The organism is Hymenobacter sp. FMD4 (genome assembly GCF_058932745.1).
Window position 1 is genome coordinate 253,912 of sequence record NZ_JBZYWH010000002.1, and the last position, 24,869, is coordinate 278,780.

Sequence of the window (24,869 nt, forward strand, 5' to 3'; positions counted from 1 at the left end):
GATCGGGGCCACAACTAATCAGGGACAAGAATAGAGCGGACTATTTGCCCACGATGTCGGCCTTCATGGCGTCGAAAATGGCGCTCAGCTCTTCCTTTTCCCGGCCGGTAATGTTGTTGGCGCGCATGGCGTCATCGGCTGCGGCGCGCCATACGGCAAATTCGTTGTCGGTAATGAGCATGCCGCGGTGGGCAGCCACCATGTTCATGCCGCGGTACCGCAGCGGGCCACCGGAAGCCTCGCCTACTTGGTCAATGAAATTGGCACGCAGGCGGGCCACGCGGGCCGGGTCATTGGCGGCTAGCAGGGGCTGGTGGGTGCGCAGCATCACAGAGTTGGGCTCGGCGGTTTCGGCCACTACGTTGGCCATGAGCTTGTCAACGAAGTTACTGACGCCATCGAGCCCGCCCATGCGCTCGTACAACGGTGGTTCTGGGTCGTCTTTTTTGCCGCACGAGGTGAAAACTAACGTTCCGGCAAGCAGCAGTGCCAAGGAAAGCTGGGGGCGAATCAGCGCCATGAAATGAAAGAATAAGAAGGGGAAAAAAGCAGTGCCCTCGGCCGAAGGCACCGCCGGATGAATCAGACGTGGATGAACAGGCGGCGCAGGTTCAGGGCAAAGCGAAGGCGCTCCAGCGCCAGTACATAGCTGGCCGGTACCGGGCACTGACGGGCATCGGCGGGCTCCGCTACCTGCCGAACGGGCTCTACCGGCAGCGTGCCTCCCACCGAAAGGATGCGGCCCAACTCGTCCTCCGATACCTCGTCTTCGTGGTACATCAGCGTTACCAGTTGAGTGCGGGTATTGAAGGAACACGCCGTGACGCCGGGTACCGCGTTCATCTGCTGTTCCAGCACCTGGGCCTGCTGACGCGTTTTTACGCCTTCCAGGCGCATCAGCGCTACTTGCACAGGGGCGGCATAGTCGTGCAGGTGAGGGGCTTCCCAGCTACTCCACGTAAACAACGCCACCACGAGCAGCCAACCGGCCCACGTCCGTCTGCGCTTAACCGATGCGAACATAGAAACCAACTTCCGGGCTTAGCGCTGGCGAATGTTGCCGCGGATTTCGCCGGCAGTGTAAGCCTGGGTATGCAGGTTCACGTACGAATTGCCCGCGAGCAGCTGCGTGCCATCGGCCTCCGACAGGGTAGCCGTGCCCGTGATGGGCGAAGAAGCCACGCTGCTGAAGGGTACCATCACGCCGCCGTTGGAGCCGGGAGGCGCTTGGTGGATGTGGCCAGCGGCCGGCGTGAGGCCCTGGTAAGTAACGGTGTAGGTAAGCACGCGGGTGGTTTTGTTGTACGTACCCGTCATGGTGCCGGTGGCCGTCGAGTTGTTGGCCGGTACTTCCTGCTGCCCGTTCAGCGTGGCAGTCAGCTCCACGGTTTCATTGGCGGCGGGCTTGCTGTCTTCTTTGGAGCAGGCCGAAAGCGACACCACGCCCAGTAGCAGGGCTAGTGCGGTAGATTTGAAGGTCATAAAGGTGGAAAAGTGAAGAATAAGGTGTGTGAGTAGAAAGCAAGAGCCGGTTAGCGCCGGGCAGTGGAACGGGAGCTAATGGTGAAGTTGCGGTTGACGTTGAAGCCGAAGTAGATGTGGCCTTTAAAGAAATTGCCGCGCGTTTCGGTCATGAAAAGCTTCTCGATCATGCCCTGCGAATTGGTCACGTGCAGCTGGAAAATGTGGCCGCCGGTTTCGATGTCGAAGCCCAATGCCAGCGCGTTGCGCACGCCCAAGGGCTTGGTGCTCGGCAGCAAGTAGTAGTATTCGGCATTTAGCGAGAAGCGCTTGGTAAGCTTGTAGCGCCCACCGCCGCCAATGGCGTACACGTCGTTGGGCTCCTCACGGCTCATCGTCAGGTTGCGGTGCACCAGCGTGGGCATAAGCTGCAGCGACAGATCGGGGCTAAACTTGCGGGCCAGCAGCGCCTGGTAAGTATGCGTCAGGCGACGCGTGAAGGTGCGGTCCACGTTGTCGTTGTAGCGCAGCGTGGTAAGGGCCGAGCTGCCAAACAGCGTTAGGCTGACCGGCATGGCCCGCGGGCCAGTGGATTGGCGCACGGCGCGGTACTTGAAGAAGCCGTCTATGGTCTTGTTCAGGGAGCTACGGCCCACGCCCACTTCCAGGCGGTCGGTGAGGGCGTATTCCAGGCCCAAGCGGATGCTGGCCTGATCGAGACCGAACAGGTTGTAAACGCCGCTATTGAGCGTCCCGAAGCGGTGCGAAATCAGGAACACCATGGTGCCCTGGCCCGGCGTTTCCACGGTGTGGCCGTTGATGAGGCGGGTGCTTTTGAAGGTGGCCTGCACCGGCTCGGCCACAAGCGGCAAGTTGGTAGGCTGATTTTCCAGCTGATCCAGCAGGTCGTCTTGGGCTTGCGCCGTAAATGAGGCAGTAAGCAGCAGCAAGGCAGCCGCCATGCGGGCCACCGAAGAGTAAAAGGAGGAATTCATACGCAGTAGGTGGAAGCGGAAGTCTGAGGCCGGCAAGCGGCTACGGGTATTAGGGCTTGGCCAGCGCGGGCTGGGCTACCGGTTCGCAGGCTACCGATACCTTGATGCCCACTACTTTGGCAATGTTTTCCCGCACCAGGAGCGGAACTTCGATGTTGTAATCAGCCGGCGCCACACTGAAGTAGGCATTGACCAGCATTTGGTCTTTCTGCAGCTCTAGTGCCCCAGAAGCCGTTATGCGCTTGGTCACGCCGTGGATGGTCAGGTCGCCTTCCACCGTCACGCGCTGCGAGCCACCCTGGCGCAATGCGTCCAGGTCCAGGGCATTGATGTGCCCTTTGAAAGTGGACTTCGGGAAGCGCTCCGATTCCATGTAGTTCTCGTTGAAGTGCTCCTGCATGAGGCTGCGCTTGAACTGAAACGAACGAATGGGAATGGAAAAGGCAATCTGCCCCGTGCGCAGGTCTACCAACGTGCTGGCCTGATTGGTGCTGGCTTCGATGTCTTCCAGGATGCTGGTAGAGTAAAAGCTTACAGAGCCTTTTTGGGATAGGTATTTTTCCTGGGCCGGTACGATAGTGGTACTGCCGAGCAGCAACAGCACTGTCAACCATAAGCTCAGACAGCTGGGGCGGAACAGGATGGAACGGAGCCGTAACATCTAGTTATTCGGCGCACCCGCGTTTACCCAGCGCTGTAGCAGCGCAATATCGCAGTCAGAGAGCTTGGCGCCCCCCTGCGGCATCGGGGAGAAGCCCGGCGCGTGCGTGACGTTGCCCATCAGCAACCCTGAGCGGGCCCGTTGCTGCAAAGCAGCCAGGTCCTGTAGGTTTAGGTTGCCGCTTTGCAGCGCCGAGCTATGGCAGGCGTAGCAGTTGCGGCTGAGCACCGGGGTAATGTGCTGCACATAAGATACCTCAGTGGGCTCTATGCACTCAGCTTTGGGAGCAGCTATGTCCTCGGCATTGTCATAAGCACAACTTCCGAGAGTAAGCAGAAACAGAAAACGTAATCGTAACACAGCCAAGCAGGTAGGTGGTAAGACGAGAGCTGCTGACAGCTAAGCCAGCGGCGATGGAGCGATGGAAAGCGGCCTGCGGTACTGGGCATTAGGCTTGGCCGAAGGCAATAGGAAGCCGGTCAACGGCTAAAGTGCCGCTGAGGCCAAGGGTAACGGCACATTGCCGGGACCGAAAAACAGAAAGGGACGGTACCGGGGGCTGTTAAATCCTGCGAGGAGATGCCTGACTGTGACCAGCTTACATAAGCAGGCCAAGTATGAAATAGCATTTCTCCTAACTTCAGACAGCCACACAGCCGGCAAAATTTCAGCTTAAGCCGAAAGAGTAGGGTTTGTTCATAGGGTAAGCAAAATGTGACAATTTTTGGAGGCGCAAGTTCATCGACTGGATACTTGCAGTCGAGCCTAGACGCGTTATGAACCGCTGTTACGGACGGAGGTTGTCCTTGGGTTGGCCAAAAAGCCTGTTTTTACCCTGCTATTAGATAAACTCGACAATTTGCCGGCCGAATGCAGGTAATAGCGCGATGAAATTGGACTGATTACCGCGAACTGCTTAACTGAGCTTCGTAAAGTAATGAATATTGTTGAGTTAGTATTAATTTTACTTGAATTATAATTATTTATAGCTGATGACTATCCTATTAAAAGCTGGTGTTGCGAGTTACCGTAAATGAAAAAGCCCAGAGCAGGGAGGCTCCGGGCTTTAACTATTCCTTACAGCGAAGTGACTTACGCCACCGTGCCTTCTTTCAGGCGCTCGGCGCTTTCGGCGAGGCGCAACTGCTCTACGAAGTCGTCGATGTTGCCATCCATCACGGCGCTCAGGTTGTACACCGTGTAGCCAATGCGGTGGTCGGTTACGCGGCCCTGCGGGTAGTTGTAGGTGCGGATTTTATCGGACCGGTCACCACCCCCAATCATGCTCTTGCGCTGGGCGCCTTCGGCCTCGTTTTTCTTGGCCAGCTCCATTTCGTACACGCGGGAGCGTAGCACGGCCAGGGCCTTGTCGAAGTTCTTCATCTGCGACTTCTGGTCTTGGCACTGCGCTACCAAGCCGGTGGGCAAGTGAGTGAGGCGCACAGCCGAGTAGGTCGTGTTTACTGACTGACCGCCGGGACCTGAGGAGCAGAACAGGTCCTTGCGGATGTCGTTCATGTCCAGTTCGATGTCGAATTCCTCAGCTTCGGGCAGCACCACGATGGACGCGACCGAAGTGTGGATGCGGCCCTGCGTTTCGGTAGCCGGTACGCGTTGCACGCGGTGCACCCCCGATTCAAACTTCAGCTTGGCGTACACGTCTTCGCCGCGCACGGCCACGATGATTTCCTTGTAGCCGCCTGCGGTGCCTTCCATGGCATCGATGAGCTCCATCTTCCAGCCTTGCTTTTCGGCGTAGCGCATGTACATGCGCTGCAGGTCGCCGGCAAAAAGGGCCGCTTCGTCGCCACCGGCGCCGGCCCGGATTTCCATGATGATGTCCTTGGAGTCGTTGGGGTCCTTCGGAATCAACAGGTCCTTGATGACCACTTCCAGGCGCTCCTGCTCGGGCAGCAGCGTTTCCAGCTCGTCCTTGGCCATTTGCCGGAAGTCCTGATCTTTCTCCGTGGCAATGACTTCCCGGGCGCCTTCGATGTTCGAAAGCACGTTCTGGTAAGCCTTGTACTCAACTACAATTTTGTTGAGGTCTTTGTATTCCTTGTTGAGGGCCTTGTAGCGTTTCATGTCGCTCATGACCTCGGGGTCCAGCAGCTGCTGGCTCACGTCATTGAAACGCTGGTTGATAGCCTCTAATTTGTCGAGCATCGGTCGTTGGGGTCCGAAATTGGGCGGTACTTTTGCAAAGGTACAAAACCCGTCGGGCCTAATGTAGGTTCCGGCAGCGTTGTCGTTCTACTATATGCGCCGAAGCCTATCCGTACTGGCTCTGCTGCCCCTGCTGGCCGCCTGCCGCCCCGACCAAGTCGAGCACCTTGAAAACACCAAGGAAATAGCCCGCGAAGTCGAAAACTTCCAGCCCAAGCGCATCAAGCCGGAGCAATTGCTGTGGGCGGCGCGTTGGGCCGGCGACTCGCTCACCCGCACCGCCGACCGCAGCTGGCGCGCCCAACTCAACGAGCGGCTCTCGGCCGGCGGTGTGGCCGCCGCTCATCCCTTCTGTCAGCCCGAAAAGCTGCCCGCCGTGGTCAAGCTGGCCCGCGAGCTGGATGCCCAGCCCCGCCGTGAACTACTACCACCGCGCGCCGTCACCGAAGCTGACTCGGCTTCGGCCCAGCGGCCAAGTCAGGATCAGTTTCAAGTACAAAACCCATTAGTGCTATTACCCAATGACATGTGCCTTCGCTGCCACGGCGAAGTAGGCTCCAATGTCAGCAAGGCCGATGCCGAGCTGCTGGCCACCGAGTACCCGGGCAAACAGCTGACTGGCTACCGGCCCGGCCAGCTCATCGGCCGCTGGGTGATTCCGATGAGCCGCCGCGGCGTGGCCGAGTTCTATACCCAAAAGACGCGCAAGATTCCCAAGCGGCGGAAGCTGTTTTAAGCTCCAATCCACTCTCTTATTAGTGGTGCACGAAAGCCTCACAGCCACTTTGTAATTATTGTATTCGGTATGCTGATGAAGCCATCAATAGGTGTTGTAAGCGCATTAATCGCGCTGCTGGGCGCATGGAGTCATCCATCGGCTAACGCACAGCGCGCGGTATTAGCGCAGTGCAGCGAGCCTATTACAACTGATAGCGTGACGTTATTTTTTAATGCCCAATACGAACTAACCCCGAAGGAGTGCGCCGTTATACAGCGACAGGCACGTCTGTCGCCCGAGGGCAACCTTTACGGTATTGCCCGCGACTTTCGAACAGCTAATGGTAAGCTGCTTGCCCAAGTCAATTACAAGGACGGAGTATTGCACGGGCCTTATGAAATATTTTATTCCAATGGCCAACAAGCTGTACGAGGCCAATTTGAGCAGGGTGTCCGGCTGGGCGATTGGAACTATTGGTACAAATCAGGACAGAACTGGCAACTGCTGCGTTACCCTACGGACGGTACGGCCCGCATCATGGCTTACTGGGATACAGTCGGTCATCAGTTGGTCGCCAACGGCCGCGGCTTATGGCAGGGCAGAGCTGAGCGGGGGTTGCGTAGTTCCGGGAGGGTGCTGATGGGCCTGCCCGATGGGCAGTGGCGCGGGTACCGCACCGTGGGTAACCAAGAGCTAGTAGCTGTAGAGCACTACGAAAGAGGGCGGTTTCGCAAGGGCAACTGGGCCGCAAAATCCCGGCAACAAGCGTCGCTTTACTCTGGCCCGTTGCTACACCCGACGTTTAGCAGCACTGTTGAGCGTGCTTCGCCGCTGCGGCTGGGGTTTACTTGCGACGAGCAGACGCGCCGGCAGCAATTTGCTTTGTTGCAGGAGCATTTGCGTGTGCCTACGGTAGCACTTGGGGTAGAGCGTTACGCCGACCGGCTCACGCAGCGCATGCTTCGCTACCGCCAAGACCGGTGGTATAAGCTGCTGCCCGAAAAAGCGAAGGTTCGTTGCATCCTGGATGCTACGGGCCGCTTTACCAATTTTGAAGGCGAGAGCAAGGCGTTGCAAAAAGTGCTACAAAATCTGCTCACCCGAGGAATGCCCTCTTGGCAGCCTGCGCTATTCCAGGGTGTGCCGGTGCCGGGCTACGTGGATATCGAGCTTAATACTTCCACGCATAAAATAGCAGTGCGCCCAGCCGCTCGTTTGCTGCCCGAACAAATACCCGCCGTTCCAATGCCAAACCTCCTCTGACAAGCTCCACAGGATACAGCGTTTGTTAGCCGGAAAAGGGTATGCAAAGCTTCGGAAGAAACAGCCCATTCCGCAAGTAGAATTACTATTTCGAAAGCCTCATCCGTAAGCGTTATTTATTTGCAGGATACCGGCATATTTGTATTCTGTCAATGCTATTATACAAGCTTCCTGGTCTAAAATGCGTCAATTTTACGCTCTGTTATTTACGTTAGGGGGCTTGCCGATTGCCCTACAGGCCCAACAAGCCACTAATCAAGGTGCGCCGTTAAGCACTTATGTCCGGGTTGTAGAAGGCGACAGTGTGCATTTGTTCTACCGGGAAGATTATCAGATGAGCCAACCCGCCTGCGCAGTAATGCGGCGGCACGTGCGGCTAGATAGCCAAGGCAGCTTCCAGGGCCAGATAAAAGATTTGCGCATTAAAGGAGACTCCCTAGTGTTGACTGGCTTTTATAATCACGGCCAGAAGGAGGGTAATTTTAATTGGTACCACCGCAACGGGCGCTTAGCAGCGCAAGGGCAATATCAGGCCAATCAGCGGACTGGAATGTGGGAATACTGGTATCCAACGGGGCAGCGCTGCCAGACCTTGCAGTTTGGGCCAAACGAAACCGTTAAAGTGCTGCAAGCTTGGTCGGAGGATGGTAAACAGACCGTGCAGGACGGCGTCGGGCAGTGGTACCGGCAAGAAAACGGGTATCGTTTTGGCGGAGCCGTGCTGAACGGCATGCCAGATGGGCGCTGGGAGTCGCAGACCACCGCCGGAAAAGTAATGCTGGCCGAAACGTTTGCCGATGGCCGCTTTAAATCAGGACGGCAGTTCAGTGCTTTTCCAGGCACTGCGCCCACTTACAAGGATGCTTCCCGCTTAGGCATTGCCGAACGACCTGTCTTTTACGGAGCCGAGCAGTTTGTGCTGTCGCAGCCTTGTGCTGCCCAGGTAGCAGCCCGAATGGCCGCACCAAATAATAACCGATACGCGCCTGCTTTCTTTAAGCAGGGCAGCAGTGCCTACGCGGAGCTGCTGTGGGGCCGTATCAAGCAGCTCAACGACGCCGATGCGCTGGGTCAGTACCGCGGAGTGTTCGTGATGAAGGTGCAATTGGACGAATTTGGTAACTGGGCTTTTGAGCCAAGCACGGTGGATGGCAATAACCGGGAAGCTGCCCGGCAACTATTAACCCTGATGCGCAGATTACCCCGTTGGCAGCCTGCGCACGTGGATGGAGCGGCCGTGGCCAGCTGGGTGGAAGTTACATTCAAGGCTGTGATGGACCGCTACAGTCTGATGTTTGTGCCGGGTGCAGTCGTAGCAGCTGAGTCGGCTCCTGTAGCTGGCTCGAAATAGACCTTGACAGGGACATTCGTCAACGTCGTCAGTTCCTCGCATTCAACTTGTAGCAAGGCCAAGTATGGCTCCTAACACCTCTTCCCCGCTGCTTGGCCTCCTGTAATCATTGGGACCGGTACGGCCGGTCTTACCAGTGCCTGCTTCTTTTGCTGTTATGGCCACAATTTGTCCTGATTTACTAGCGCGGGCTAGCCGGGCGGCTTTGCGTGGAGAATACTTTCATTCGGGTGATGCACTCCTGTTAAGCTTAGCCGTCTTAGCACCAGAGCCTGACTCGGAGGGCATTCAGTCGAGCGCGTTTTCCTTTAGCGGCTTTTCCGTGATGAGCAGAAAAGAAAAGGTTGTAAACGTTCTGACTTTAACCGTAGATGCTGCTTACCTGATGAACCCTGAGGGTAGTGTGATAGAGCAGCAATTGCACGCCAAATCCCCTATCAGAATAGAATACCACGGATACCTGCAAAGCCCAATCCGTCGCGTCGGTGCGGCAGACGAAACCAAGATTCAAGTTGGAAGTTGGGCACCGATGTTGGTACGTATCCGACAACAGCAGCAAGAACGAATGTTGATTCAGCTGCTGCAGGCTGGGACGAGCGGCAGGTGCCGGTGCGGGAAATAGTAAGAGGACAACGCACCTTTCTATTGAAAGCCACTATGAGCTAAGAAGAAATTCGGGCCTTTGAACAGCAATACGGGGTAAAACTCTACGGCTAAATATCAACCTTCACCCCCGCTTTGCAGTTTGGGCAAGGTATGACTCCCGACGCCCCCTCTCCTGCTGCTTCGCTTCCAGTAATCATCATCGGTGCCGGTATGGCCGGCCTTACCTGCGCCTGCTACCTGCACCGGGCCGGCCGCGCCGTGCACGTGCTGGAAGCGGCCGACGGCGTGGGCGGCCGTGTGCGCACCGACGTCACGCCCGATGGCTTCCGCCTCGACCACGGCTTCCAAATCCTGCTTACCAGCTACCCTGAGGTGCAGCGGTTGATGGACTACGGAGCGCTGCAGCTACAGAAGTTTACTTCCGGTGCCGTCATCCGCCTGCCTTACGGTCAGCAAATTACGCTGCGCAATCCGCTGAAGCAGCCTCTGCTGGGGCTTACGGCCGTTACAGCACCCGTCGGTACGCTAGCCGATAAACTACGACTGGTAAGCCTGGCCCAGCACGTGAGCCGCACCAGCAGCGATGAATTATTGGGTCGCGAAGCCACCGATACGCTCAGCTTCCTGCGCCGCTACGGCTGGAGCGAACAGATGATTGAATCGTTCTTTCGACCCTTTTTCGGGGGCGTGTACCTGGATCGGGAGCTGACCACGGCCAGCAACTTCTTCGAATTCGTGTTCAAGCACTTTGTGGAAGGTGATGCAGCCCTGCCCGCCCGCGGCATTCAGGAAATACCCCAACAGCTGGCTGCCCGCCTACCCAAAGGCAGCGTGGAGCTGCACGCCCGCGTGGTCGCCATTGAAGGCCGTGCAGTGCGGCTTGCCGATGGCCGCACCCTGGAAGGCAGCGCGGTGGTGCTGGCTACCGATGGCCCCGCCGCCCGGCAGCTGGTGCCAGCGCACACCGGTCAGGAGCCAGTGGCGGCTCGCCGTACCACTTGTACCTATTTCGCCGCTGATGGCCGTTCGCCGGGCCGCGGCGACAAGCTGTTGCGCCTCAATGCTGCGCTAACTGGCTTGGCGCACAACGTGGCTTTTCCCAGCGACGTGGCACCGGAATATGCACCTGTGGGCCAGTCCCTGATATCGGTGAGCACCCAGGGCCACCACGGCCTCAGCGACGATGAGCTAGCTCAGCAGCTGCGTCAGGAGCTGGTGACGTGGTTTGGAACCGGGGCGGCGAAATGGCGTCGTCTGGGTACCTACCACATCGAGCATGCGTTGCCGGTGTATGAGGCCGGACAGCCAGCACGGCAGCCACAGCAGCTGGCCGAAGGCCTGTACCGCTGCGGCGATTGGGCGTCGTATCCGTCACTGAACGCGGCTATGGCTACGGGCCGGGAAGTAGCCGAGGCCATTCTGGCGCAGCGTTAGTCAGCTTCACCTTCGCAAGGCGCCAGTTTATTGGCCAACATAGGCCTCAGGTCTTGGCTTATTTCTGCGTCCTGACTTTTGGCCGCACCTTATGAGCTTTGTTTAGGTGGGGCGCATTTGGTGTGCCATCAACATAGAAATGATACTGATAGAGGGGTAAACCGTGTCATTGGGCCACCTCCTACTGCAGGGTTGCGTACCTTCCACCCATACTCCACTTGCCTTTGAAGCCTGCTTATGCTTGCCGTCGTGACGGAATTTCAAAAAGCCCTAGACCTGCTTTCCGATAAATTACTAGTGTGGTTTCGGCAGCTCGTGGTGATGCTGCCCAACCTGGTAATTGCTACGCTGATTCTGATTGTCACGCTGTTGGCGGCCCGCACGGTTCAGCGCACCACCATGCGCTTTCTGCCGCGGCTGTCGGCCAGCGGCACGCTCAATAACCTGGCCTCGACACTGGTGTACACGGCTACGCTCTTTATAGGGCTGTTTTTCGTGCTGGAAGTACTGAACCTGCAAAAGACGGTCACTTCCTTGCTGGCCGGCGTCGGTATCTTGGGTTTGGCGCTGGGTTTTGCGTTTCAGGATATTGCGGCCAACTTCATCAGTGGCATCATCATCGCCGTGCAGCGCCCCTTCAATGTGGGCGACGTGGTGGAGTCAAACAGCTTCTTTGGCAACGTGGAGCGCATCAGTCTGCGCACCACGGATATTCGCCAGACCACCGGCGAGCTGGTGCGCGTGCCCAACCGCAAGGTGTTTGAAAACCCGCTCATCAACTTCACCGAGAACACCATGCGCCGCATCGATCTGACCTGCGGCATAGCCTACAATTCCGACCTGCGCCTAGTGCAGACGGTGGTGCAGGAAGCCGTGTCCAGCGTGCCGCACGTGGTGGAGGGCCGGCCCATCGAGGTGATGTTCACGGAATTTGCCGACAGCTCCATCAATTTTCAAGTGCGCTTCTGGGTGCCTTACCGCCGGCAGGTTGACTACATCTCGGCCCGCAGCGAGGCCATCGTGCGCATTAAGCAGGCTTTTGATCAGCACGGCATCCGGATTCCGTTTCCGCAGCGCGTATTGCACATGGACGGCCCCGCCGCGCCCGGCTCGTTTTTGGGTGAAGGCAAAGCCTGATATAATACCTGATGTAATAACAGCGGGGCCAGCAAACGTCAGTTTGCTGGCCCCGCTTTCTTTGTTGGAAGCTGGCCCTGGCTACATCGCCCAGGGGTACATGTCTGGCGGCACGTGCTCGTTTTGCGGCGTGGGCAAGGGGTGCAATGCTTTCGTTTGATCGAGGTACAAAAAGGCGTCGTAGCGCTCGGGTACCACAGTAGGCACGTAGTTACCGAACCGTTCGCGTTCGGGCCGGTACACCACCCCGATGGCGCGGTGGTTGATATGATCGAGCAGGCTTTGTTGCCGCCGCAACTCGCTGGAAAACAGCATAGCATCTTGGCCAATTTCGGTGTGCAGCAATGCCTCCCAGGAGTTGTTGCGGGCTTCGGGCACGGGCATTACTTCCATGGGTGCACCCCAGCTTTTGCCGGCAATGACAGAGCCCTGGTACGAGCCGAAGCCGACGATAAAGACGTTGTCACGACCGTATTCCTGGCGGGCGAGCTGGCCCACGTTTACCATGCCATCGGCCACCATATCGGTGTAGCGAGCGTCGCCCACGTGGGTGTTGTGTTCCCACACGATGGCCTTGCTCTGCGGGCCGTGCAGAGTGAGCAGCCGTTGGAGGGTTTCCATCATGTGGTGGTCGCGCACGTTCCACGACGAGCCGCCGCCACGCAGCATGGCTTTGTAGTAGCGTTCGGCATTCACGGCCACCAGCGCGTTTTGCTCGGTAGCAAAATCCATTTCCTTGCCGAGGCCGTCGGGGCTGGTGCTTGGTGTGCGGGTTTGTAAGGCCCGCAGCATGTTTAGTACTTCGTCTTCGCAGTCTTCGCTCACGAAAGCCACCGCTTGAGCGTATTCCTGCGGATCGGCGCTGTACGGCTCGAAGCAACGGTAAGCGCGCTGGGCCGCCTGCGCGGCGGCTTCACCTTTCTGACCGGCGTATTGCATGATCTGCTCCAAAGACTCCCAGAGCGAATACACATCCAGCCCGTAGAACCCAGCTTTTTTGCCACTGGGCCGTTGGGCGTTGTGCTGACGCAGCCAGTCCACCAGCGCGGCAACTTCCCAGTTGCCCCACATCCAGGTGGGCCAGCGGTTAAAGGTTTGAAGCAGTTTGGCGGTGGGCTGACTATCGGGCTGCTTTACCGCCAGGTTCACCTGGAAGCAGTCGGGCCAGTCGCCTTCCACCGCCATGAAGTTGAAGCCCTTCTCTTCGATCAGGCGCTTGGTAAGGGCTGCGCGCCAGGTGTAGTACTCGTGCGTGCCGTGGGAAGCTTCACCGAGCAGCACCACGCGGGCGTCGCCGATCTGAGCCAGCAGTGGGTCGAGGTCGGCAGCCGTGCGCAGCGGGTGATGGGGAATGGTTGCTTTCATAGCCGTATGGGAAGGATGGGAACAAGTAGCGCCGCCCCTGGCACTCCTGTGAAGGAGCTGCCCGGTGGCGGCGCGGCAATAGGTATACGAAAGGGCGTCTACTTGTGAGCTTTGTCGAGGTTTTTTCCGAGGTCTTCTACGCGTTTGAAGAATTCGAAAGTGTCCTGCTCCGACTCGGCATACAGGCCATAAGCTATGGAAATGGTCCCGCGGGTGCCGTCGCTGCATTCCACGGCGTACAGAATAGACATGTCGTCGGGGTTGCTTTCGCCCTCGAAACGGTAAAAGTCCACGATGGATACCTCCTCGGGGCCGTACGTCTGCTGGTCGTCTTTGAAGGTGTGCAGACGGCTGTTGGTTACTTTGAAATCTTCCGTGAAACCCGTCTCCTTGAGTTTCTTCTCAACGTTGACGAGTGCGCGTTCTTCTTCTTTGTCTTGCATGACGCAGGGGTGCTTGGTGTGGAAGGAATCGAGAGAAGGAATGCACGACGGCCGAAAACGCGCCGCCCCGCCCGGGCTATACGAGGCCACGGGCGGGGCGGGTTATATGGTCGAGCCGAAATACTTTGATTAAGCCGGCTGCTTGGCGTTTCTCTGCGCGGCCTCAATCTGGCGCTGCAAGGCCTCTACGTTCAGCGTGTTGCAGCCGCCACCGCAGCCCTTGGGGCAGGCACTATCGGATTTGGCGAAGAAGCTCAGCCACAGCCGCCGCCCGATGTAAATGGCGGCCACTAGGAAAAGCGCAAGGATGATGAGTTCCTGAACGAGCATAACGCTTGCAAAACTAGCTCAATGCGGAAAAAGTTGCCCGGTGGCTACGAAGGATACTCCTGAAGCTTACTACTGTGAATCAGCAAGCTTCCACGCTGGTCGAAACAGACGAGTAGTTGTCCCGCTTCATAGCGAATCTCGTCAACTTGGTCCAGAAAAGCGTCTGGCGACAAAGGATTCGGCATACCAAGGAAGAATGCTTCTACTGCCTCGTAGTTACTGATAGCTCCTATCCGAAGGCTTATTCCCCGCTGGGCTGCTGGGTTCCAAATGGGGTCTAGCAGCAACTGAAGCAACAATTCGCGCCGCGGACCCAACACAAAGCCAACCAGGTTCGCATCGTGGTAGTGATGGCGAAGCATTTGTACGAAGCGCCGCTTACTTCCAATACTCGCCTATCACCTCCTGCATTTCCTGGTGCACGCCGCCGTTGCTGGCTACTATTTCGCGGTTGAATACCGGGTCGCCATCCTCCAAAAACTGCGTGACGCGGCCGCCTGCTTCGCGCACCAGCAGGATGCCCGCCGCCACGTCGTAGGAGTTGATATTGAACTCGAAGTAGGCCTCGAAACGTCCGGCTGCTACCCAGGCCAGGTCTACCGCCGCCGAGCCCACGCGGCGTACGCCGTTGGTGCGGCGCATAAACTCCTTCAGGATGGGCAGGTAGGTGTCAATCTTATTGAAGTTGCTGTACGGGAAGCCCGTGGCGATGAGTGAATGGTTCAGCTCCTGCGCCTCGGATACGCGAATGGGCTTGTCGTTGCAGAAGGCGCCGCCGCCGCTCACAGCTCGGAAGCATTCGTCAAGGTTTACTTCATACACCACGCCCACTACTAGCTCCTGACCCTGCATCAGCGCGATGCTGACGGAATAGCACGGCAAGCCGTGGATGAAGTTGGTGGTGCCGTCGAGCGGATCGATAATCCAGGTGAATTCCTCAGTGCGGCTGGGAGCACCAGCTGTGCCTTCTTCCGTGATGAACCCGGCCTCGGGCAATAGCTCACGCAGCCCCGCCACCACCAGTCGCTCCGACTCCTGATCGACGTACGAAACCATGTCGTGCAGGCCCTTATTCTCAACGCGGCCGCGGTCGAAGCTGGCGGCTTCCTGACGAATAAACTGGCCGGCCCGGCGGGCTACTTCGGCTACTTGGAGGCTGAGTTGGTTGAAATCTGTCATTCTAGAATAAATGTTGTCATCCTGTGTAAAGCAAAGGACCCTCTTACGCCAGAGAGAAGCCTGCTGATGTAAGAAGGTCCTTTGCTTTACACAGGATGCCAGTTGAGGTTACTTCACAAAGCGCCGCGCCACCACAAACACCAGCAGCAGCACTGCCAGCACCTGCACGGCGTGGCCAAGCAGCTCGCCGTGACGGGTGTAGAAGGTCAGTTCGTCGTTGAGGTGCACGGTGTAGCGGCTCACGGCTGGCACCCACCAGCCGGTTTGCTGCACGATGTCGCCGCGCTGGTTGATGAAGGCCGACACGCCGGTATTGGCCGAGCGGGCAATGTCGCGGCGGGTCTCGATGGCGCGCAGGCGACCGTAAGTCAGGTGCTGCTTGTAGCCGGGCGAGTCGCTCCACCAGCCGTCGTTGGTGATGATGCCGATGAGCGTGGCGCCGCGGCGCACATACTCGCTCACATAGTCGGAGTAGACCGACTCGTAGCAGATAACGGGCGCCACGCGCAGGGCGCTGTCGGCCGTGGCGCCGAAGGGCCGAAATACCGCACGGTGCTCCTGCGAGCCATAGGAGCCTACCACGCCGCCCAGGTCGATGGTGCCCAGGGCCGAGTTCAGCCAGCCGGGAACCTTCTCCACACCGGGTACCAGCTTGGACTTGTGGTAAAGCTGGAAAGGGCCCGTGGCGCTGCTCACGTGCACAGCCGCGTTGTACACATCGTAATAACCGATGCCTTCGCGGAAGCGGGCCGTGGCACTGGCAGCTTCTTTAGAGGGGTATGCTGCCAGCGAGGTCAGGCCCGACATCAGGCGCATGTTGGGGTACTGACTCAGCAGTTGCCGCACGCGCACCATGTCGGGGTGCTGCTCCAGCTCACTTTCCCAGTGGTATTCTTCCAACGAAGTTTCGGGCCACAGCACCAGCTTCGTCTGCGGAGTGGCCGCTTGTTGGGTGAGATTGATCATCCGCTCGCGCTGCTCCTGGGGCGTGATGTGGCGGGAGCCGCTGGAGAATTTTTCCTCGAACGGGTCGATGTTGGGCTGAACCACCACCACCTCGGCCGCCGGGCCTTTTTCCTGCCAGCGGCTATTGATGAACAAGGAAATCAGCAGTGGCACGGCCACAGCGGCCATGGGCACTGCCCAACGCACGAGCTTCGGCTGCGGGCGGTGCACTACGAAGCCGTGGTTTTCGGGCAGGGTAGCTCGTTCCTCGCGGCCGAACAGCGCCCAGAAGAAGGCCAGATTGGTCAGCAGCACCCACAACGAGCCGCCGAGTTGCCCGGTGTACTCGTACCACTGCACCCAGCCCGGCACCATGGCGAAAGCATTGCCGAGCGTCAGCCAAGGCCACGACAGGTCCCAGGTGAGGTGCAGCTGTTCGAAAGCCAGCCAGTACACCACAAACGATAAATAGCCCACCAGCGGCCCCGCCAGGCGGCGCGTGTGCCAGAAGGCCAGCAGCGGCAGGCTTTGCAGCAGGGCGTTGAGGATGTTGGCCGCCACGCCGCCGCCCACCGTGCTGTAGGCCACCCAGTAGGTGGTAAACACGTTCCAGAGCAGCAGAAACACGTAGCTCAGCCGCCAGAAGCGGCCCGAGCGGGCGCCCTGCAGCCGCAGCACCTGCTCCAAGCGCAGCAGCGGCACCAGTCCGATGAACAGCAGCAGCGGTGCGGGGGCAGGGTGTACCGGCCAGCCGGCCCACAAGAGTAGTGGCCCGAGCAGCACCAGCAGCCAGGGCTTATTCGCGAAGTCCTTGAACGACAATGACAATTTCTCCTTTTATGGTAGTCCGGGCCCCAAACGTACGGGCCAGTTCGGCCAGCGTGTCGGTTACGGTTTCTTCAAACAATTTGGTAAGCTCGCGGCTGACGGAGGCCATGCGCTCCGGCCCGAAAGTCTCGGCGAACTGCTCCAGCGTCTTCACCAGCCGGTGCGGCGACTCGTAGAAGATCAACGTGCGGCGCTCCTCAGCAAGTTCGCGCAGACGCGTCTGCCGGCCTTTTTTTACCGGCAAAAAACCTTCGAACGTAAACCGCTCGGCCCCGAAGCCCGACTTTAGCAAGGCCGGTACAAAAGCCGTGGGGCCGGGCAGGCATTCTACTTTCAAGCCTTTGGCCAGGCACTCGCGCACCAACAAAAAGCCTGGGTCGGAGATGCCCGGCGTGCCGGCATCCGATACTAAGGCCATCCGTTCGCCTTTTTCCAGCCGCTCCAGCAGGTGCGCCACCACTTTGTGCTCGTTGTGCAGGTGGTAGCTCTGCATGGGTTTCTTAAGGCCCAGGTGCTGCATGAGCCGGCCGCTGGTGCGGGTATCTTCGGCCAGCACCAGGTCCACCTCACCCAGCACGCGGATAGCCCGGAGCGTGATATCCTCCAGGTTGCCGATGGGCGTGGGTACAATGGTAAGCGCGGCGGGCGAGGGCGTGTTGTCGGACATACAGTGCAAAGCTAGACCACGGATTTTTCGGATTGGCCGGGTGTCACGGATTTTGTAGCCGATTCTTACGGTTGGTGCCTATAACCCCTGTGGCTATTTCATTTCCTCCCCGCCGTACTCGGCCGCCAGCTTGTCAATGGCCTCGGCCAGCTTATGGTCGCGCTTGGTTACGGAATTGCCCGCATCGTGGGTGCGCAAGCGAAATTCCACGGTGTTGTATTCATTGGCCCACCACGGATGGTGGTCCTGGTACTCGGCTTCTTCGGCCACGTCGGTCATGAAGCTGAAGGCCGTTTTGAAGTCTTTGAAGCGAAAGGTGCGGCGCAGGGAGTTGTCGGTTTCGGTCCACATAGGGCGTTAATTAAGGGGAGAAAATACGTGTCGAACGTCGACTTCGTATGCAGTGGCATCAAAGCCAGCCAGCTTGCACTTGTGCGCTAAGGTGCTCAACATGAGCATGCCTTCCAGAAGCGCCTGATTCCACTGCTCTACAGTTCCAGATCGGCAAAGGTCAAACTCAAGTACTATATCGTACCACATCGTGCCCGCCAGCCGCTGCATGGGTACGCCACTTCGAGTTTGAATTAGCTTTGCCGAAGCAAAGTACCGTGCCTGCCTTGGCTTGAACAATGAGGAGAAGTCAGGTGAAAGCGTTAGTAGGCAAATTTGCACCGCCTGTATAGCCGGCCCGTACGAACGACCGCTCAGGTAACTCACCAAGGACTGTTCTACCCGTAGTAAATGTTGGTTGAACCCGCGGCCCGCTCCTAAAGAGGAATACCTAACAAAAGTTAAATCCATAAGTCGAGTGAAGCTGTACGGGCAGCTTTATAAGTTGCCCGCAGCGGCGTGGTATGTCACCAAGAAAGAGAGGCACTTAGCTTGATGACCGTTGGCCAGTGGCTGTTACAAGCTGTCCACGCTTCGGGTCGGCGCGGTAAAAGGGTTGATGCTCATCAATCAATGGAGATTAGGACGGGCCGGCCAACTTACGCAGCCGGCCCCAAACGGCAACCCAAACCGGCCCGCGGGAGTAAACCCGCATAAGAATCTTCTCTTCCAAAACACCGAACCCACTCCCATGGCTATTGATCCTAAAAACCGGCCGATTAGGGAAGTACCCAACGATACGACCGACGAGGAACTGAATGCTGGGCATATTATTCCCGGCGCTGACCCACCCAAAAACCAGGACGCGCGCGGCGGCTTTGGCAACCGCGACGGCCAGCAGGGCTTCGGCACCGACAGCGCCAACGGCATTACGGCCGTTTCGGTAAACCGCGACGCCGACAAGCCCGGCTACCCCGGCGACAACATGCGCTCCGACGACCAGGGCCGCCTGGTGATTCCCAACGAAGACATGCCCACGCCGGACATGATGGACCCGCGCCGTCTGCCCGACCCCATCGACGAAATCGAGGGCGACACCATCCGGGCCCGCAACGCCGGTGAAGACCTCACCGACGACGATGACTACGCCAACGTGGACAACCGCAACGATGCCGGCGAAAACGAAGACGGCACCAGCAGCCACAGCGACAACAACCCCCGTCGCGGCGCCGCCATCGATTACAACATGAAGGCCGAGGATGCCCGCCCGGACACCAACGCCGACCTCACGGACCCCGGTGCGCAGGAGTCAGGCCTGGATATAGGTTTCTAGATCCAGACTGGCAACTGAGAATTCATTTTCAACGCTAAACCATCCGAACTCATGCCTTACAAAAGCAATAACACCAACCAGCAGTCCAGTGAAAATCACGGCCAACCCGCCGGCGAAGGCCAGCCCAAGGCTGTAGGCCAACTCCCGGTGACCAACCGCGACGACGCCACCGAAGAGCGCCTGGAGCAGCTCGCCAACGACGCGCCCCAGGCCCACCCCAACCGCAACCACAACAAAGTCGACATCGACAAGCCGCCTTACAGCTAAACGGCTTTTGATATAAGTTTTGAAAAGCACTGCCCCGCCGGGCGGTGCTTTTTTGTTGGTGGGCAGCTTCTACTTGTTGGCTTTGAACTGCGTAGGGATAGATGAGTTTATGGCCCGACTTTACCCTATCTGCCTATGCCCCGCTACGCCACCACCGATTTGCACGGCTGTTTGCACACGTTTCGTCGCTTGGTAGAGGAGCGTTTGCAGCTCTCGCGCACCGATACCCTTTACCTGCTCGGCGACTACGTCAATAAGGGGCCTGACTCACGAGGCGTGCTCGATTACCTGATGCAGTTGCAGCAGGATGGCTACCGAGTGCTGTGCCTGCTCGGCAACCATGATCTGGAGCTATTGGAGGCCGCCCGTCAGCGCCGCACCATGGCCCGCTGGGCGTTGGGCGGGGCCAACGCCATGACGCTACGCAGCTTTGGCGTGACGCGTGCGCAGGACATTCCGGAGCCCTACCTGCAATGGATTGAAGGCCTGCCGCTGACGTTGGATCTTCCTGATTTCGTGCTGGTCCACGCCGGCTTTGACTTTCGGCTGCCGCCTGAGAAGATGCGCACCGACCGCAACTCCATGCTCAATATCAAGAACTTCACTTTCGATGCTTCCCGCTTGCAGGGGCGTCGTCTGCTGCACGGGCATAGTCCTACTGCTGCGGCTGAGCTTCAACAGGTGATAGATCAGCGGCCAGGGGTTCTAAATCTTGATACAGGCTGCGTGTACCTACAAAATCCTGAGTTGAGTCATTTGACAGCTTTCAATCTGGATTCCTGGAGTCTGGTTCAGCAAAAGAACATTGAGCCACCGTACCCTATCAATCGGCGCTAGATAAATTGTATTATTTTATAAAATCTTAGCAACATGGTTCGGTAGGAGTGCTATAATTGAAATCGTTTTAATAAGAATAATTATATAATAATAATGTCAGTACATTGGTCACTGTATTTTCGATAATGTTTTTGCAATATTGATTTGATTAAAATTGCCTGCGTTGTCTGTTTGGTATAACATGTTGATTTATAATGAATAGAGTTTATTAATGATACTAATGACAAAGCAGAAATTGGGATTTGGTGCAAAAACAAAATTAGTGTTCTTGTATTGACGCTTTGCGCCATTATATTTGGTTAGTGACATTCGTTGTCATGTGTTTATAACGGTAGCATAATGGTGCTTTTCAAAGGCAAGCCTATGGCTCAGTAAATACTTCTCCCCTGCTTTTCCTGGTCTTTTGCCTTTGGGCAAACGCAACGCCAAGCCGCTTTTAGCTCTTGGCAGTCCTCTGCTAAGCGCTTTTCAGCGGCCGACGGCTACTGTCATGCTTTTTAATTCCGAATTGCTTGCCCTTTTCTCCGAGCCATGAAACAAGTTTTACCAAATTCGCTAACCCGGGACCGAGGCCCGTGGGTGTCGCGCCAACAAGCCGGTTTGGCCATTTGGCTGTTGCTATTAACAGCACTGTCGCTGCTTATGGTGCAGCGTGCCCAAGCGCAGGCCGTTACGGTGGTACGCGTAGGTCATGGCGGTAGCTTCTCCTCCCTGACCGAAGCCCTGAACAGTGTACCTAACCCCCTAACCGGGACCTATGAGTTGCAGCTTACCAGTGGTAGCGCCTTCAATGAAAATGTGCTGATTCAGCACCAAGGCAGCGCAACCAGCCGCTTAATTATTAGGCCCGAGGCCGGTGCTACCGGTATTGCCATTGAAGGCTCCGTTACATTCAGCGGCGGAGCCAGCTATGTTACGCTCAGCGGCTACAACGGCTCCAGCACGCGCCAGCTAACGGTAAGCCAGAGCAGTTCGCTGCAGCCAACGGTACTGCTCACGGGCGATGTCAACAACATTGTGGTGCGGGATGCGCGCCTGCTCGGTAGTAATGCTTCGCTCAACGGTGGGGTGGTCGAAATTGGGACGGGCAGCAGCACCGGCAATGACGACAACAGCTTCAGCGGCAACTACATCGGTAACCTAGGCAGCGGCCAGTTGCCCGCTAACCTCGTATACGCGACACCCATTACCAACGGGGCCATGAACGACAGGGTGTCGCTTGTCAACAACGAGCTGGCCAACTACGCGCTATGCGGCGTGAAAGTGAGCAGCGGCAACGGCGACCGGTGGCTGATCCGTGACAACAGCTTCTACTATTCCCTAAGCACGGCTCCGACCACGGCCCAAACGGCCATCAGCTTTCTGCCGGGTATTGATTCGGACGATAACTCCGTCAGTGGCAACTACATTGGCGGTACGGCGGCGCAGGCTGGCGGTAGCGCCTGGGTTAATGCCGGCGTGCAGGATTTTCGGGGTATAGTGGTGAACTGCGGCACAGCCACCGGTGCCTTGGCCAACGTGGTGGAAGACAACGTGGTGCGCAACATCAACCTCTCGCAACCCAGCACCCAGGCTTTTCAGGCCATGCTGATGACCGGCGGCCGCAGCGAACTGACGGCCAACAACGTAGCTACGGTTTCTAACAACGGTACCGCCGGCGTAAACTCGCTGGTGTCGCAGGCCCAGACGGTACTGAACAGCTTTACGGTGGCCGCGGGCCAAGTAATGTCCATTCAGAATGGGCAAACCATAGTAGCCGGTGACCTTACCATTCAGGGTACCCTGAACCACACCGGCGGCGACATTATCGTCAACGGTAACTTTACCAACAGCGGCGCCTTTGCCCAAACCCTCGGCAACCTGGAGGTGAAGGGTGATATGAATAATTACGGCGTGTTCAGCTGCACCACCGGCGGCGTACTGCTCACCGGCGAGGGTCCCCAGACGGTCAGTGGTGGCCTATACTACAACCTGGAAGTGCGCGGCTCGGGCATCAAAACGCTCACCGACGACATGGTACTGGCCAACAACCTGGTGATGAACGGCGGCATCCTGCAAACCGGTGCCGACAACAAAATCCGGTTCAATGCCGACGCGGTGCTCACCGAAACCAACACGAGCTATGTGCTGGGTCGCATCGAAGTACGCCGCACGCCCCGGGCGGGCGTTGCCGAGGCTTTTGGCAACGTAGGCATGACGCTGACCCCGGCCAACGGCTCGACCTTGCCCGGCCAAACCATCGTGACGCGTATCACTGGCGCGGCCATCAGCGGCACCACGCCCAGCAGCATTAAACGATACTTTGATATTTCAGCACCTACCAATACGGGTCTGAACGTAGAAATGCGCCTGAGCTACCTGCAGCATGAGCTCAATGGCTTGAATCCCGCCGACCTGCGCTTCTATAAGTCTACCGACAACGGGCAGACTTGGCAGGCCAAAGGCATCAGCGGCAGCGGCGCCGATTACGCCGTGCTGACCGGCGTGGACGGCTTCTCGCGTTGGACTCTGGGCAGTACCGCCCAGCCGCTGCCCGTGGGCCTGACGGCTTTCCGGGCTCAGCGCCAACAACAGGCCGCAGTGCTCACCTGGACTACCGCTTCGGAGTTCAACAACCGCGGCTTCGACGTGGAGGTGTCCACCGACGGCCGCACCTACCGCCAACTGGCCTTCGTGCCGGCGCAGGAGGGCGGCTCCACATCGGTTCGCAATTACCGCTATGCCGATGCCGAAGCCGGCAAGCAAGGCGTACGCTACTACCGCTTGCGTCAGGAAGACTACGATGGCAAGGTCACGTACTTCGGCCCCCGCGCCCTGCAGTTCGGCGAACTGGCCACACTGGCTGCTTACCCCACCGCTTTTGAGCAAAATTTTGAAGCAGAGCTAACTGTTCCGGTGGCTGGTTCGGCTACGCTCACCCTCACCGATGGTATGGGCCGCGTGGTTTGGACGCAGCAGCAGGCCGTGATAGTCGGCCTGAACCGCCTGCAAGTAGAGCCGCGCTGCCTGGCTGGCACCTACCTGCTCACGGCAGTAGTGGGCGAGCAGCGCTTGCAGCAGCGCGTGGTGCGCAAGTAAATCTGGTTGGTTAGAAGGGAAACCCGTCTGGCGCATCTGCCGTGCCAGACGGGTTTATTTTTGACCCGATTCGTCGGCTGACAGGCCGCCCCCTTGCAGGGCCTGCTGCGCCACAGCACGGTGCGGATTGGAAGGCGTAGCAGCGGCGCGCTGCATAGCGCTACGCGCCTGTGGTAGCTCGCCCTGCTGCCAATGAGCTAGGCCCAGGTAAAACAAAGCTCGACCGGCCATAGCGGACTCGCGCATTTGTCCGACGCGTTGCAAGTAGCTTTCGGCGTTGGCAGGCTGCTCTTGACGTAGCAGCAGGATGCCGTTGTAGAACAGAAACGTATCTTGGCCCAGGTCCGCATTGGGCAGGCGGCGGAGCATATGCAGCGCCGCGGCGTAGTTGCCGTTGCGGTACATGGTCATGCTCTGGGTGAGTAGCGGCCGGCCGGCGGTTGCGTTGGCCGGAAGGCCCGGGTCAACCACGTCAAAGTCTTGCCAAGCTCGTTTGGGAGCTTCCTGGCGGGGCCAGAATACTACCGAGGCGCCCAGCAGCACGGCCAGTCCTCCGGCCAACAGCCCGAGCCGCAGGCGCTGCCGCCGTTGCCGCCGCCGAATGCGTTGCTGCGCCTCGGTGCGCTGCGCCACCCGCCGATCCAAGGATTCCAGCCGCAGGCGCAGGGTTTCGCGGCCGGCAGCCCAGCGCAGGTCGGCCGCGTACTGCTCGTAAGCCAGGCAGGCTTGGCGCAACTCGCCATCAACCAGCAACTGGGCATCGAACTCGTCTTGCTCTTCGGGACCCATTAGGCCATCGGAGGCGCGCTCCACAGTGGGTAAGTGCGCTACCAGCTCGGTGGTGCCGGGAGCTTCAGCGCGGTGCAGGGCGTCGAAAAGCTTGCGCAGGGCATCGGATTTCTGGCGCCGGGCGACCCCCGCATTGGCGTAGCCAAGCTTGACAGCCAGCTTCTCGAAGTTGGAGCCGTGAAAATAAAACTGCTGCAGCACCAGTTGGCTGTCGGGCGGGAGCTGGCGCAGGGTGCGCAGCACCAGCCGGCGGCGGTCGGCTTCGGAGGCTGGTAGGGGCGTTTCGTTGGGCAGCACCGTGTTGGTGGTGGTAGCCGTGAGAATTTGCCGGGCCACGCCGTATAGGTGAGTCCGCAGGTTGGAAGGCCAGCGGCCTAGCCGACCATCATTGGCTTGGTCGTAAAACTCCAGCAGCACCTCGCGCAGCACGGCTTGGGATGCATCCGGGGCCGTGCCGAATTGCCGCCGCGCCCACCGGCTAAACACGTCGCGTTGCTGCGTATAGAACTCGGTAAGCGAGTTCAGCTTGCCAGTACGCAAGCGGGCCAGCTGTTCCGACAGAAAGTAACTCACGGGGCGAAGAGTAATGGGCAATGAAAAATGCGCAACCGTAGCAAGGCGGTAGCCAATGGAAAGACCCATTGGGCCGCCAGCGCCGCGGCAGACTAGCAGACCCGGCGTCATAA

The 24,869-nt window shown here is 58.3% G+C and carries 25 protein-coding genes; 10 read left to right on the forward strand and 15 right to left on the reverse strand.

From position 1 onward, the window contains the following. Positions 1–40: 40 nt before the first annotated feature. The 7 genes from AC5FXY_RS03045 to prfA all read right to left on the reverse strand — a co-directional run bounded on the left by AC5FXY_RS03045 (position 41) and on the right by prfA (position 5,283). Complete coding sequence (locus tag AC5FXY_RS03045; protein ID WP_493555152.1) at positions 41–520, reverse strand: group I truncated hemoglobin; 480 nt, start codon at positions 518–520, stop codon at positions 41–43. Positions 521–582: 62 nt separating this feature from the next. Continuing rightward, the gene (locus AC5FXY_RS03050) at positions 583–1,023 is read right to left on the reverse strand and encodes a hypothetical protein (RefSeq protein WP_493555153.1); all 441 of its coding nucleotides are present in this window, start codon (positions 1,021–1,023) and stop codon (positions 583–585) included. Positions 1,024–1,041: 18 nt separating this feature from the next. Next, on the reverse strand, positions 1,042–1,482 hold the full coding sequence (locus AC5FXY_RS03055; RefSeq protein WP_493555154.1) for a CHRD domain-containing protein: 441 nt from the start codon (positions 1,480–1,482) through the stop codon (positions 1,042–1,044). 50 nt (positions 1,483–1,532) lie between these two features. Then, the gene (locus AC5FXY_RS03060) at positions 1,533–2,456 is read right to left on the reverse strand and encodes a DUF5777 family beta-barrel protein (protein WP_493555155.1); all 924 of its coding nucleotides are present in this window, start codon (positions 2,454–2,456) and stop codon (positions 1,533–1,535) included. A 49-nt stretch (positions 2,457–2,505) separates the two neighbouring features. Beyond that, the gene (locus AC5FXY_RS03065) at positions 2,506–3,117 is read right to left on the reverse strand and encodes a YceI family protein (RefSeq protein WP_493555156.1); all 612 of its coding nucleotides are present in this window, start codon (positions 3,115–3,117) and stop codon (positions 2,506–2,508) included. Further along, positions 3,118–3,477 carry a hypothetical protein gene (locus AC5FXY_RS03070; RefSeq protein ID WP_493555157.1) on the reverse strand — a complete coding sequence of 120 codons (360 nt, stop codon included), beginning with the start codon at positions 3,475–3,477 and terminating at the stop codon, positions 3,118–3,120. It abuts the gene before it with no gap. A gap of 732 nt (positions 3,478–4,209) precedes the next feature. Next, entirely contained in the window at positions 4,210–5,283 is a 1,074-nt protein-coding gene (gene prfA / locus AC5FXY_RS03075; protein ID WP_493555158.1) for a peptide chain release factor 1, read from the reverse strand. A 94-nt stretch (positions 5,284–5,377) separates the two neighbouring features. On the opposite strand from prfA, the gene AC5FXY_RS03080 reads away from it, so the two are divergent. The 6 genes from AC5FXY_RS03080 (at position 5,378) to AC5FXY_RS03105 (ending at position 11,792) form a co-directional block, all read left to right on the forward strand. Further along, entirely contained in the window at positions 5,378–6,019 is a 642-nt protein-coding gene (locus AC5FXY_RS03080) for a c-type heme family protein (RefSeq protein WP_493555159.1), read from the forward strand. 198 nt (positions 6,020–6,217) lie between these two features. After that, on the forward strand, positions 6,218–7,264 hold the full coding sequence (locus AC5FXY_RS03085) for a toxin-antitoxin system YwqK family antitoxin (protein WP_493555160.1): 1,047 nt from the start codon (positions 6,218–6,220) through the stop codon (positions 7,262–7,264). A 181-nt stretch (positions 7,265–7,445) separates the two neighbouring features. Then, positions 7,446–8,615: a toxin-antitoxin system YwqK family antitoxin gene (locus AC5FXY_RS03090; protein WP_493555161.1), complete on the forward strand. Its 1,170-nt coding sequence runs from the start codon at positions 7,446–7,448 to the stop codon at positions 8,613–8,615. Between the two features lie 157 nt (positions 8,616–8,772). Further along, positions 8,773–9,237, forward strand: coding sequence for a hypothetical protein (locus tag AC5FXY_RS03095; protein WP_493555162.1), 465 nt, complete (start codon positions 8,773–8,775; stop codon positions 9,235–9,237). Between the two features lie 134 nt (positions 9,238–9,371). Beyond that, positions 9,372–10,655, forward strand: coding sequence for a protoporphyrinogen/coproporphyrinogen oxidase (locus AC5FXY_RS03100; RefSeq protein ID WP_493555163.1), 1,284 nt, complete (start codon positions 9,372–9,374; stop codon positions 10,653–10,655). Between the two features lie 249 nt (positions 10,656–10,904). Next, positions 10,905–11,792 (forward strand): mechanosensitive ion channel family protein, encoded by an 888-nt coding sequence (locus tag AC5FXY_RS03105; RefSeq protein WP_493555164.1) that lies wholly within the window; start codon positions 10,905–10,907, stop codon positions 11,790–11,792. A gap of 81 nt (positions 11,793–11,873) precedes the next feature. Here AC5FXY_RS03105 and AC5FXY_RS03110 read toward each other — a convergent pair whose 3' ends face one another. The 7 genes from AC5FXY_RS03110 to AC5FXY_RS03140 form a co-directional block, all read right to left on the reverse strand. Next, entirely contained in the window at positions 11,874–13,157 is a 1,284-nt protein-coding gene (locus tag AC5FXY_RS03110; protein ID WP_493555165.1) for an erythromycin esterase family protein, read from the reverse strand. Between the two features lie 98 nt (positions 13,158–13,255). Beyond that, entirely contained in the window at positions 13,256–13,600 is a 345-nt protein-coding gene (locus tag AC5FXY_RS03115; protein ID WP_493555166.1) for a hypothetical protein, read from the reverse strand. 129 nt (positions 13,601–13,729) lie between these two features. Next, positions 13,730–13,930, reverse strand: coding sequence for a FeoB-associated Cys-rich membrane protein (locus AC5FXY_RS03120; protein ID WP_493555167.1), 201 nt, complete (start codon positions 13,928–13,930; stop codon positions 13,730–13,732). Positions 13,931–14,308: 378 nt separating this feature from the next. Further along, positions 14,309–15,109, reverse strand: a complete 801-nt coding sequence (locus AC5FXY_RS03125) for an inositol monophosphatase family protein (protein ID WP_493555168.1) — start codon at positions 15,107–15,109, stop codon at positions 14,309–14,311. Between the two features lie 108 nt (positions 15,110–15,217). Then, positions 15,218–16,876, reverse strand: coding sequence for an apolipoprotein N-acyltransferase (gene lnt / locus AC5FXY_RS03130; RefSeq protein ID WP_493555169.1), 1,659 nt, complete (start codon positions 16,874–16,876; stop codon positions 15,218–15,220). Then, positions 16,851–17,549: a 16S rRNA (cytidine(1402)-2'-O)-methyltransferase gene (gene rsmI / locus AC5FXY_RS03135; RefSeq protein ID WP_493555170.1), complete on the reverse strand. Its 699-nt coding sequence runs from the start codon at positions 17,547–17,549 to the stop codon at positions 16,851–16,853. Before rsmI ends, lnt begins: the two co-directional genes overlap by 26 nt. A 93-nt stretch (positions 17,550–17,642) precedes the next feature. Next, positions 17,643–17,900 carry a 4a-hydroxytetrahydrobiopterin dehydratase gene (locus AC5FXY_RS03140; RefSeq protein WP_493555171.1) on the reverse strand — a complete coding sequence of 86 codons (258 nt, stop codon included), beginning with the start codon at positions 17,898–17,900 and terminating at the stop codon, positions 17,643–17,645. 730 nt (positions 17,901–18,630) lie between these two features. On the opposite strand from AC5FXY_RS03140, the gene AC5FXY_RS03145 reads away from it, so the two are divergent. The 4 genes from AC5FXY_RS03145 (at position 18,631) to AC5FXY_RS03160 (ending at position 23,394) form a co-directional block, all read left to right on the forward strand. Next, a complete protein-coding gene (locus tag AC5FXY_RS03145) occupies positions 18,631–19,212 on the forward strand; it encodes a hypothetical protein (RefSeq protein ID WP_493555172.1) in 582 nt (193 codons plus the stop codon). A 51-nt stretch (positions 19,213–19,263) separates the two neighbouring features. Next, positions 19,264–19,479, forward strand: coding sequence for a hypothetical protein (locus AC5FXY_RS03150; RefSeq protein ID WP_493555173.1), 216 nt, complete (start codon positions 19,264–19,266; stop codon positions 19,477–19,479). A 135-nt stretch (positions 19,480–19,614) separates the two neighbouring features. Further along, positions 19,615–20,316: a metallophosphoesterase family protein gene (locus tag AC5FXY_RS03155; RefSeq protein WP_493555174.1), complete on the forward strand. Its 702-nt coding sequence runs from the start codon at positions 19,615–19,617 to the stop codon at positions 20,314–20,316. A gap of 531 nt (positions 20,317–20,847) precedes the next feature. Further along, on the forward strand, positions 20,848–23,394 hold the full coding sequence (locus tag AC5FXY_RS03160) for a hypothetical protein (protein ID WP_493555175.1): 2,547 nt from the start codon (positions 20,848–20,850) through the stop codon (positions 23,392–23,394). Positions 23,395–23,448: 54 nt separating this feature from the next. On the opposite strand, the gene AC5FXY_RS03165 is transcribed toward AC5FXY_RS03160, so the two are convergent. Further along, positions 23,449–24,756, reverse strand: a complete 1,308-nt coding sequence (locus AC5FXY_RS03165; protein ID WP_493555176.1) for a tetratricopeptide repeat protein — start codon at positions 24,754–24,756, stop codon at positions 23,449–23,451. Positions 24,757–24,869 lie beyond the last annotated feature (113 nt).

What these genes read in the sequence shown, in the direction of transcription:
- AC5FXY_RS03045 (WP_493555152.1), bottom strand. Translation starts at nt 520, where the DNA reads ATGGCGCTGATTCGCCCCCAGCTTTCCTTGGCACTGCTGCTTGCCGGA.
- AC5FXY_RS03050 (WP_493555153.1), bottom strand. Translation starts at nt 1,023, where the DNA reads ATGTTCGCATCGGTTAAGCGCAGACGGACGTGGGCCGGTTGGCTGCTC.
- AC5FXY_RS03055 (WP_493555154.1), bottom strand. Translation starts at nt 1,482, where the DNA reads ATGACCTTCAAATCTACCGCACTAGCCCTGCTACTGGGCGTGGTGTCG.
- AC5FXY_RS03060 (WP_493555155.1), bottom strand. Translation starts at nt 2,456, where the DNA reads ATGAATTCCTCCTTTTACTCTTCGGTGGCCCGCATGGCGGCTGCCTTG.
- AC5FXY_RS03065 (WP_493555156.1), bottom strand. Translation starts at nt 3,117, where the DNA reads ATGTTACGGCTCCGTTCCATCCTGTTCCGCCCCAGCTGTCTGAGCTTA.
- prfA (WP_493555158.1), bottom strand. Translation starts at nt 5,283, where the DNA reads ATGCTCGACAAATTAGAGGCTATCAACCAGCGTTTCAATGACGTGAGC.
- AC5FXY_RS03080 (WP_493555159.1), top strand. Translation starts at nt 5,378, where the DNA reads ATGCGCCGAAGCCTATCCGTACTGGCTCTGCTGCCCCTGCTGGCCGCC.
- AC5FXY_RS03090 (WP_493555161.1), top strand. Translation starts at nt 7,446, where the DNA reads ATGCGTCAATTTTACGCTCTGTTATTTACGTTAGGGGGCTTGCCGATT.
- AC5FXY_RS03095 (WP_493555162.1), top strand. Translation starts at nt 8,773, where the DNA reads ATGGCCACAATTTGTCCTGATTTACTAGCGCGGGCTAGCCGGGCGGCT.
- AC5FXY_RS03100 (WP_493555163.1), top strand. Translation starts at nt 9,372, where the DNA reads ATGACTCCCGACGCCCCCTCTCCTGCTGCTTCGCTTCCAGTAATCATC.
- AC5FXY_RS03110 (WP_493555165.1), bottom strand. Translation starts at nt 13,157, where the DNA reads ATGAAAGCAACCATTCCCCATCACCCGCTGCGCACGGCTGCCGACCTC.
- AC5FXY_RS03115 (WP_493555166.1), bottom strand. Translation starts at nt 13,600, where the DNA reads ATGCAAGACAAAGAAGAAGAACGCGCACTCGTCAACGTTGAGAAGAAA.
- AC5FXY_RS03120 (WP_493555167.1), bottom strand. Translation starts at nt 13,930, where the DNA reads ATGCTCGTTCAGGAACTCATCATCCTTGCGCTTTTCCTAGTGGCCGCC.
- AC5FXY_RS03125 (WP_493555168.1), bottom strand. Translation starts at nt 15,109, where the DNA reads ATGACAGATTTCAACCAACTCAGCCTCCAAGTAGCCGAAGTAGCCCGC.
- rsmI (WP_493555170.1), bottom strand. Translation starts at nt 17,549, where the DNA reads ATGTCCGACAACACGCCCTCGCCCGCCGCGCTTACCATTGTACCCACG.
- AC5FXY_RS03140 (WP_493555171.1), bottom strand. Translation starts at nt 17,900, where the DNA reads ATGTGGACCGAAACCGACAACTCCCTGCGCCGCACCTTTCGCTTCAAA.
- AC5FXY_RS03145 (WP_493555172.1), top strand. Translation starts at nt 18,631, where the DNA reads ATGGCTATTGATCCTAAAAACCGGCCGATTAGGGAAGTACCCAACGAT.
- AC5FXY_RS03150 (WP_493555173.1), top strand. Translation starts at nt 19,264, where the DNA reads ATGCCTTACAAAAGCAATAACACCAACCAGCAGTCCAGTGAAAATCAC.
- AC5FXY_RS03155 (WP_493555174.1), top strand. Translation starts at nt 19,615, where the DNA reads ATGCCCCGCTACGCCACCACCGATTTGCACGGCTGTTTGCACACGTTT.
- AC5FXY_RS03160 (WP_493555175.1), top strand. Translation starts at nt 20,848, where the DNA reads ATGAAACAAGTTTTACCAAATTCGCTAACCCGGGACCGAGGCCCGTGG.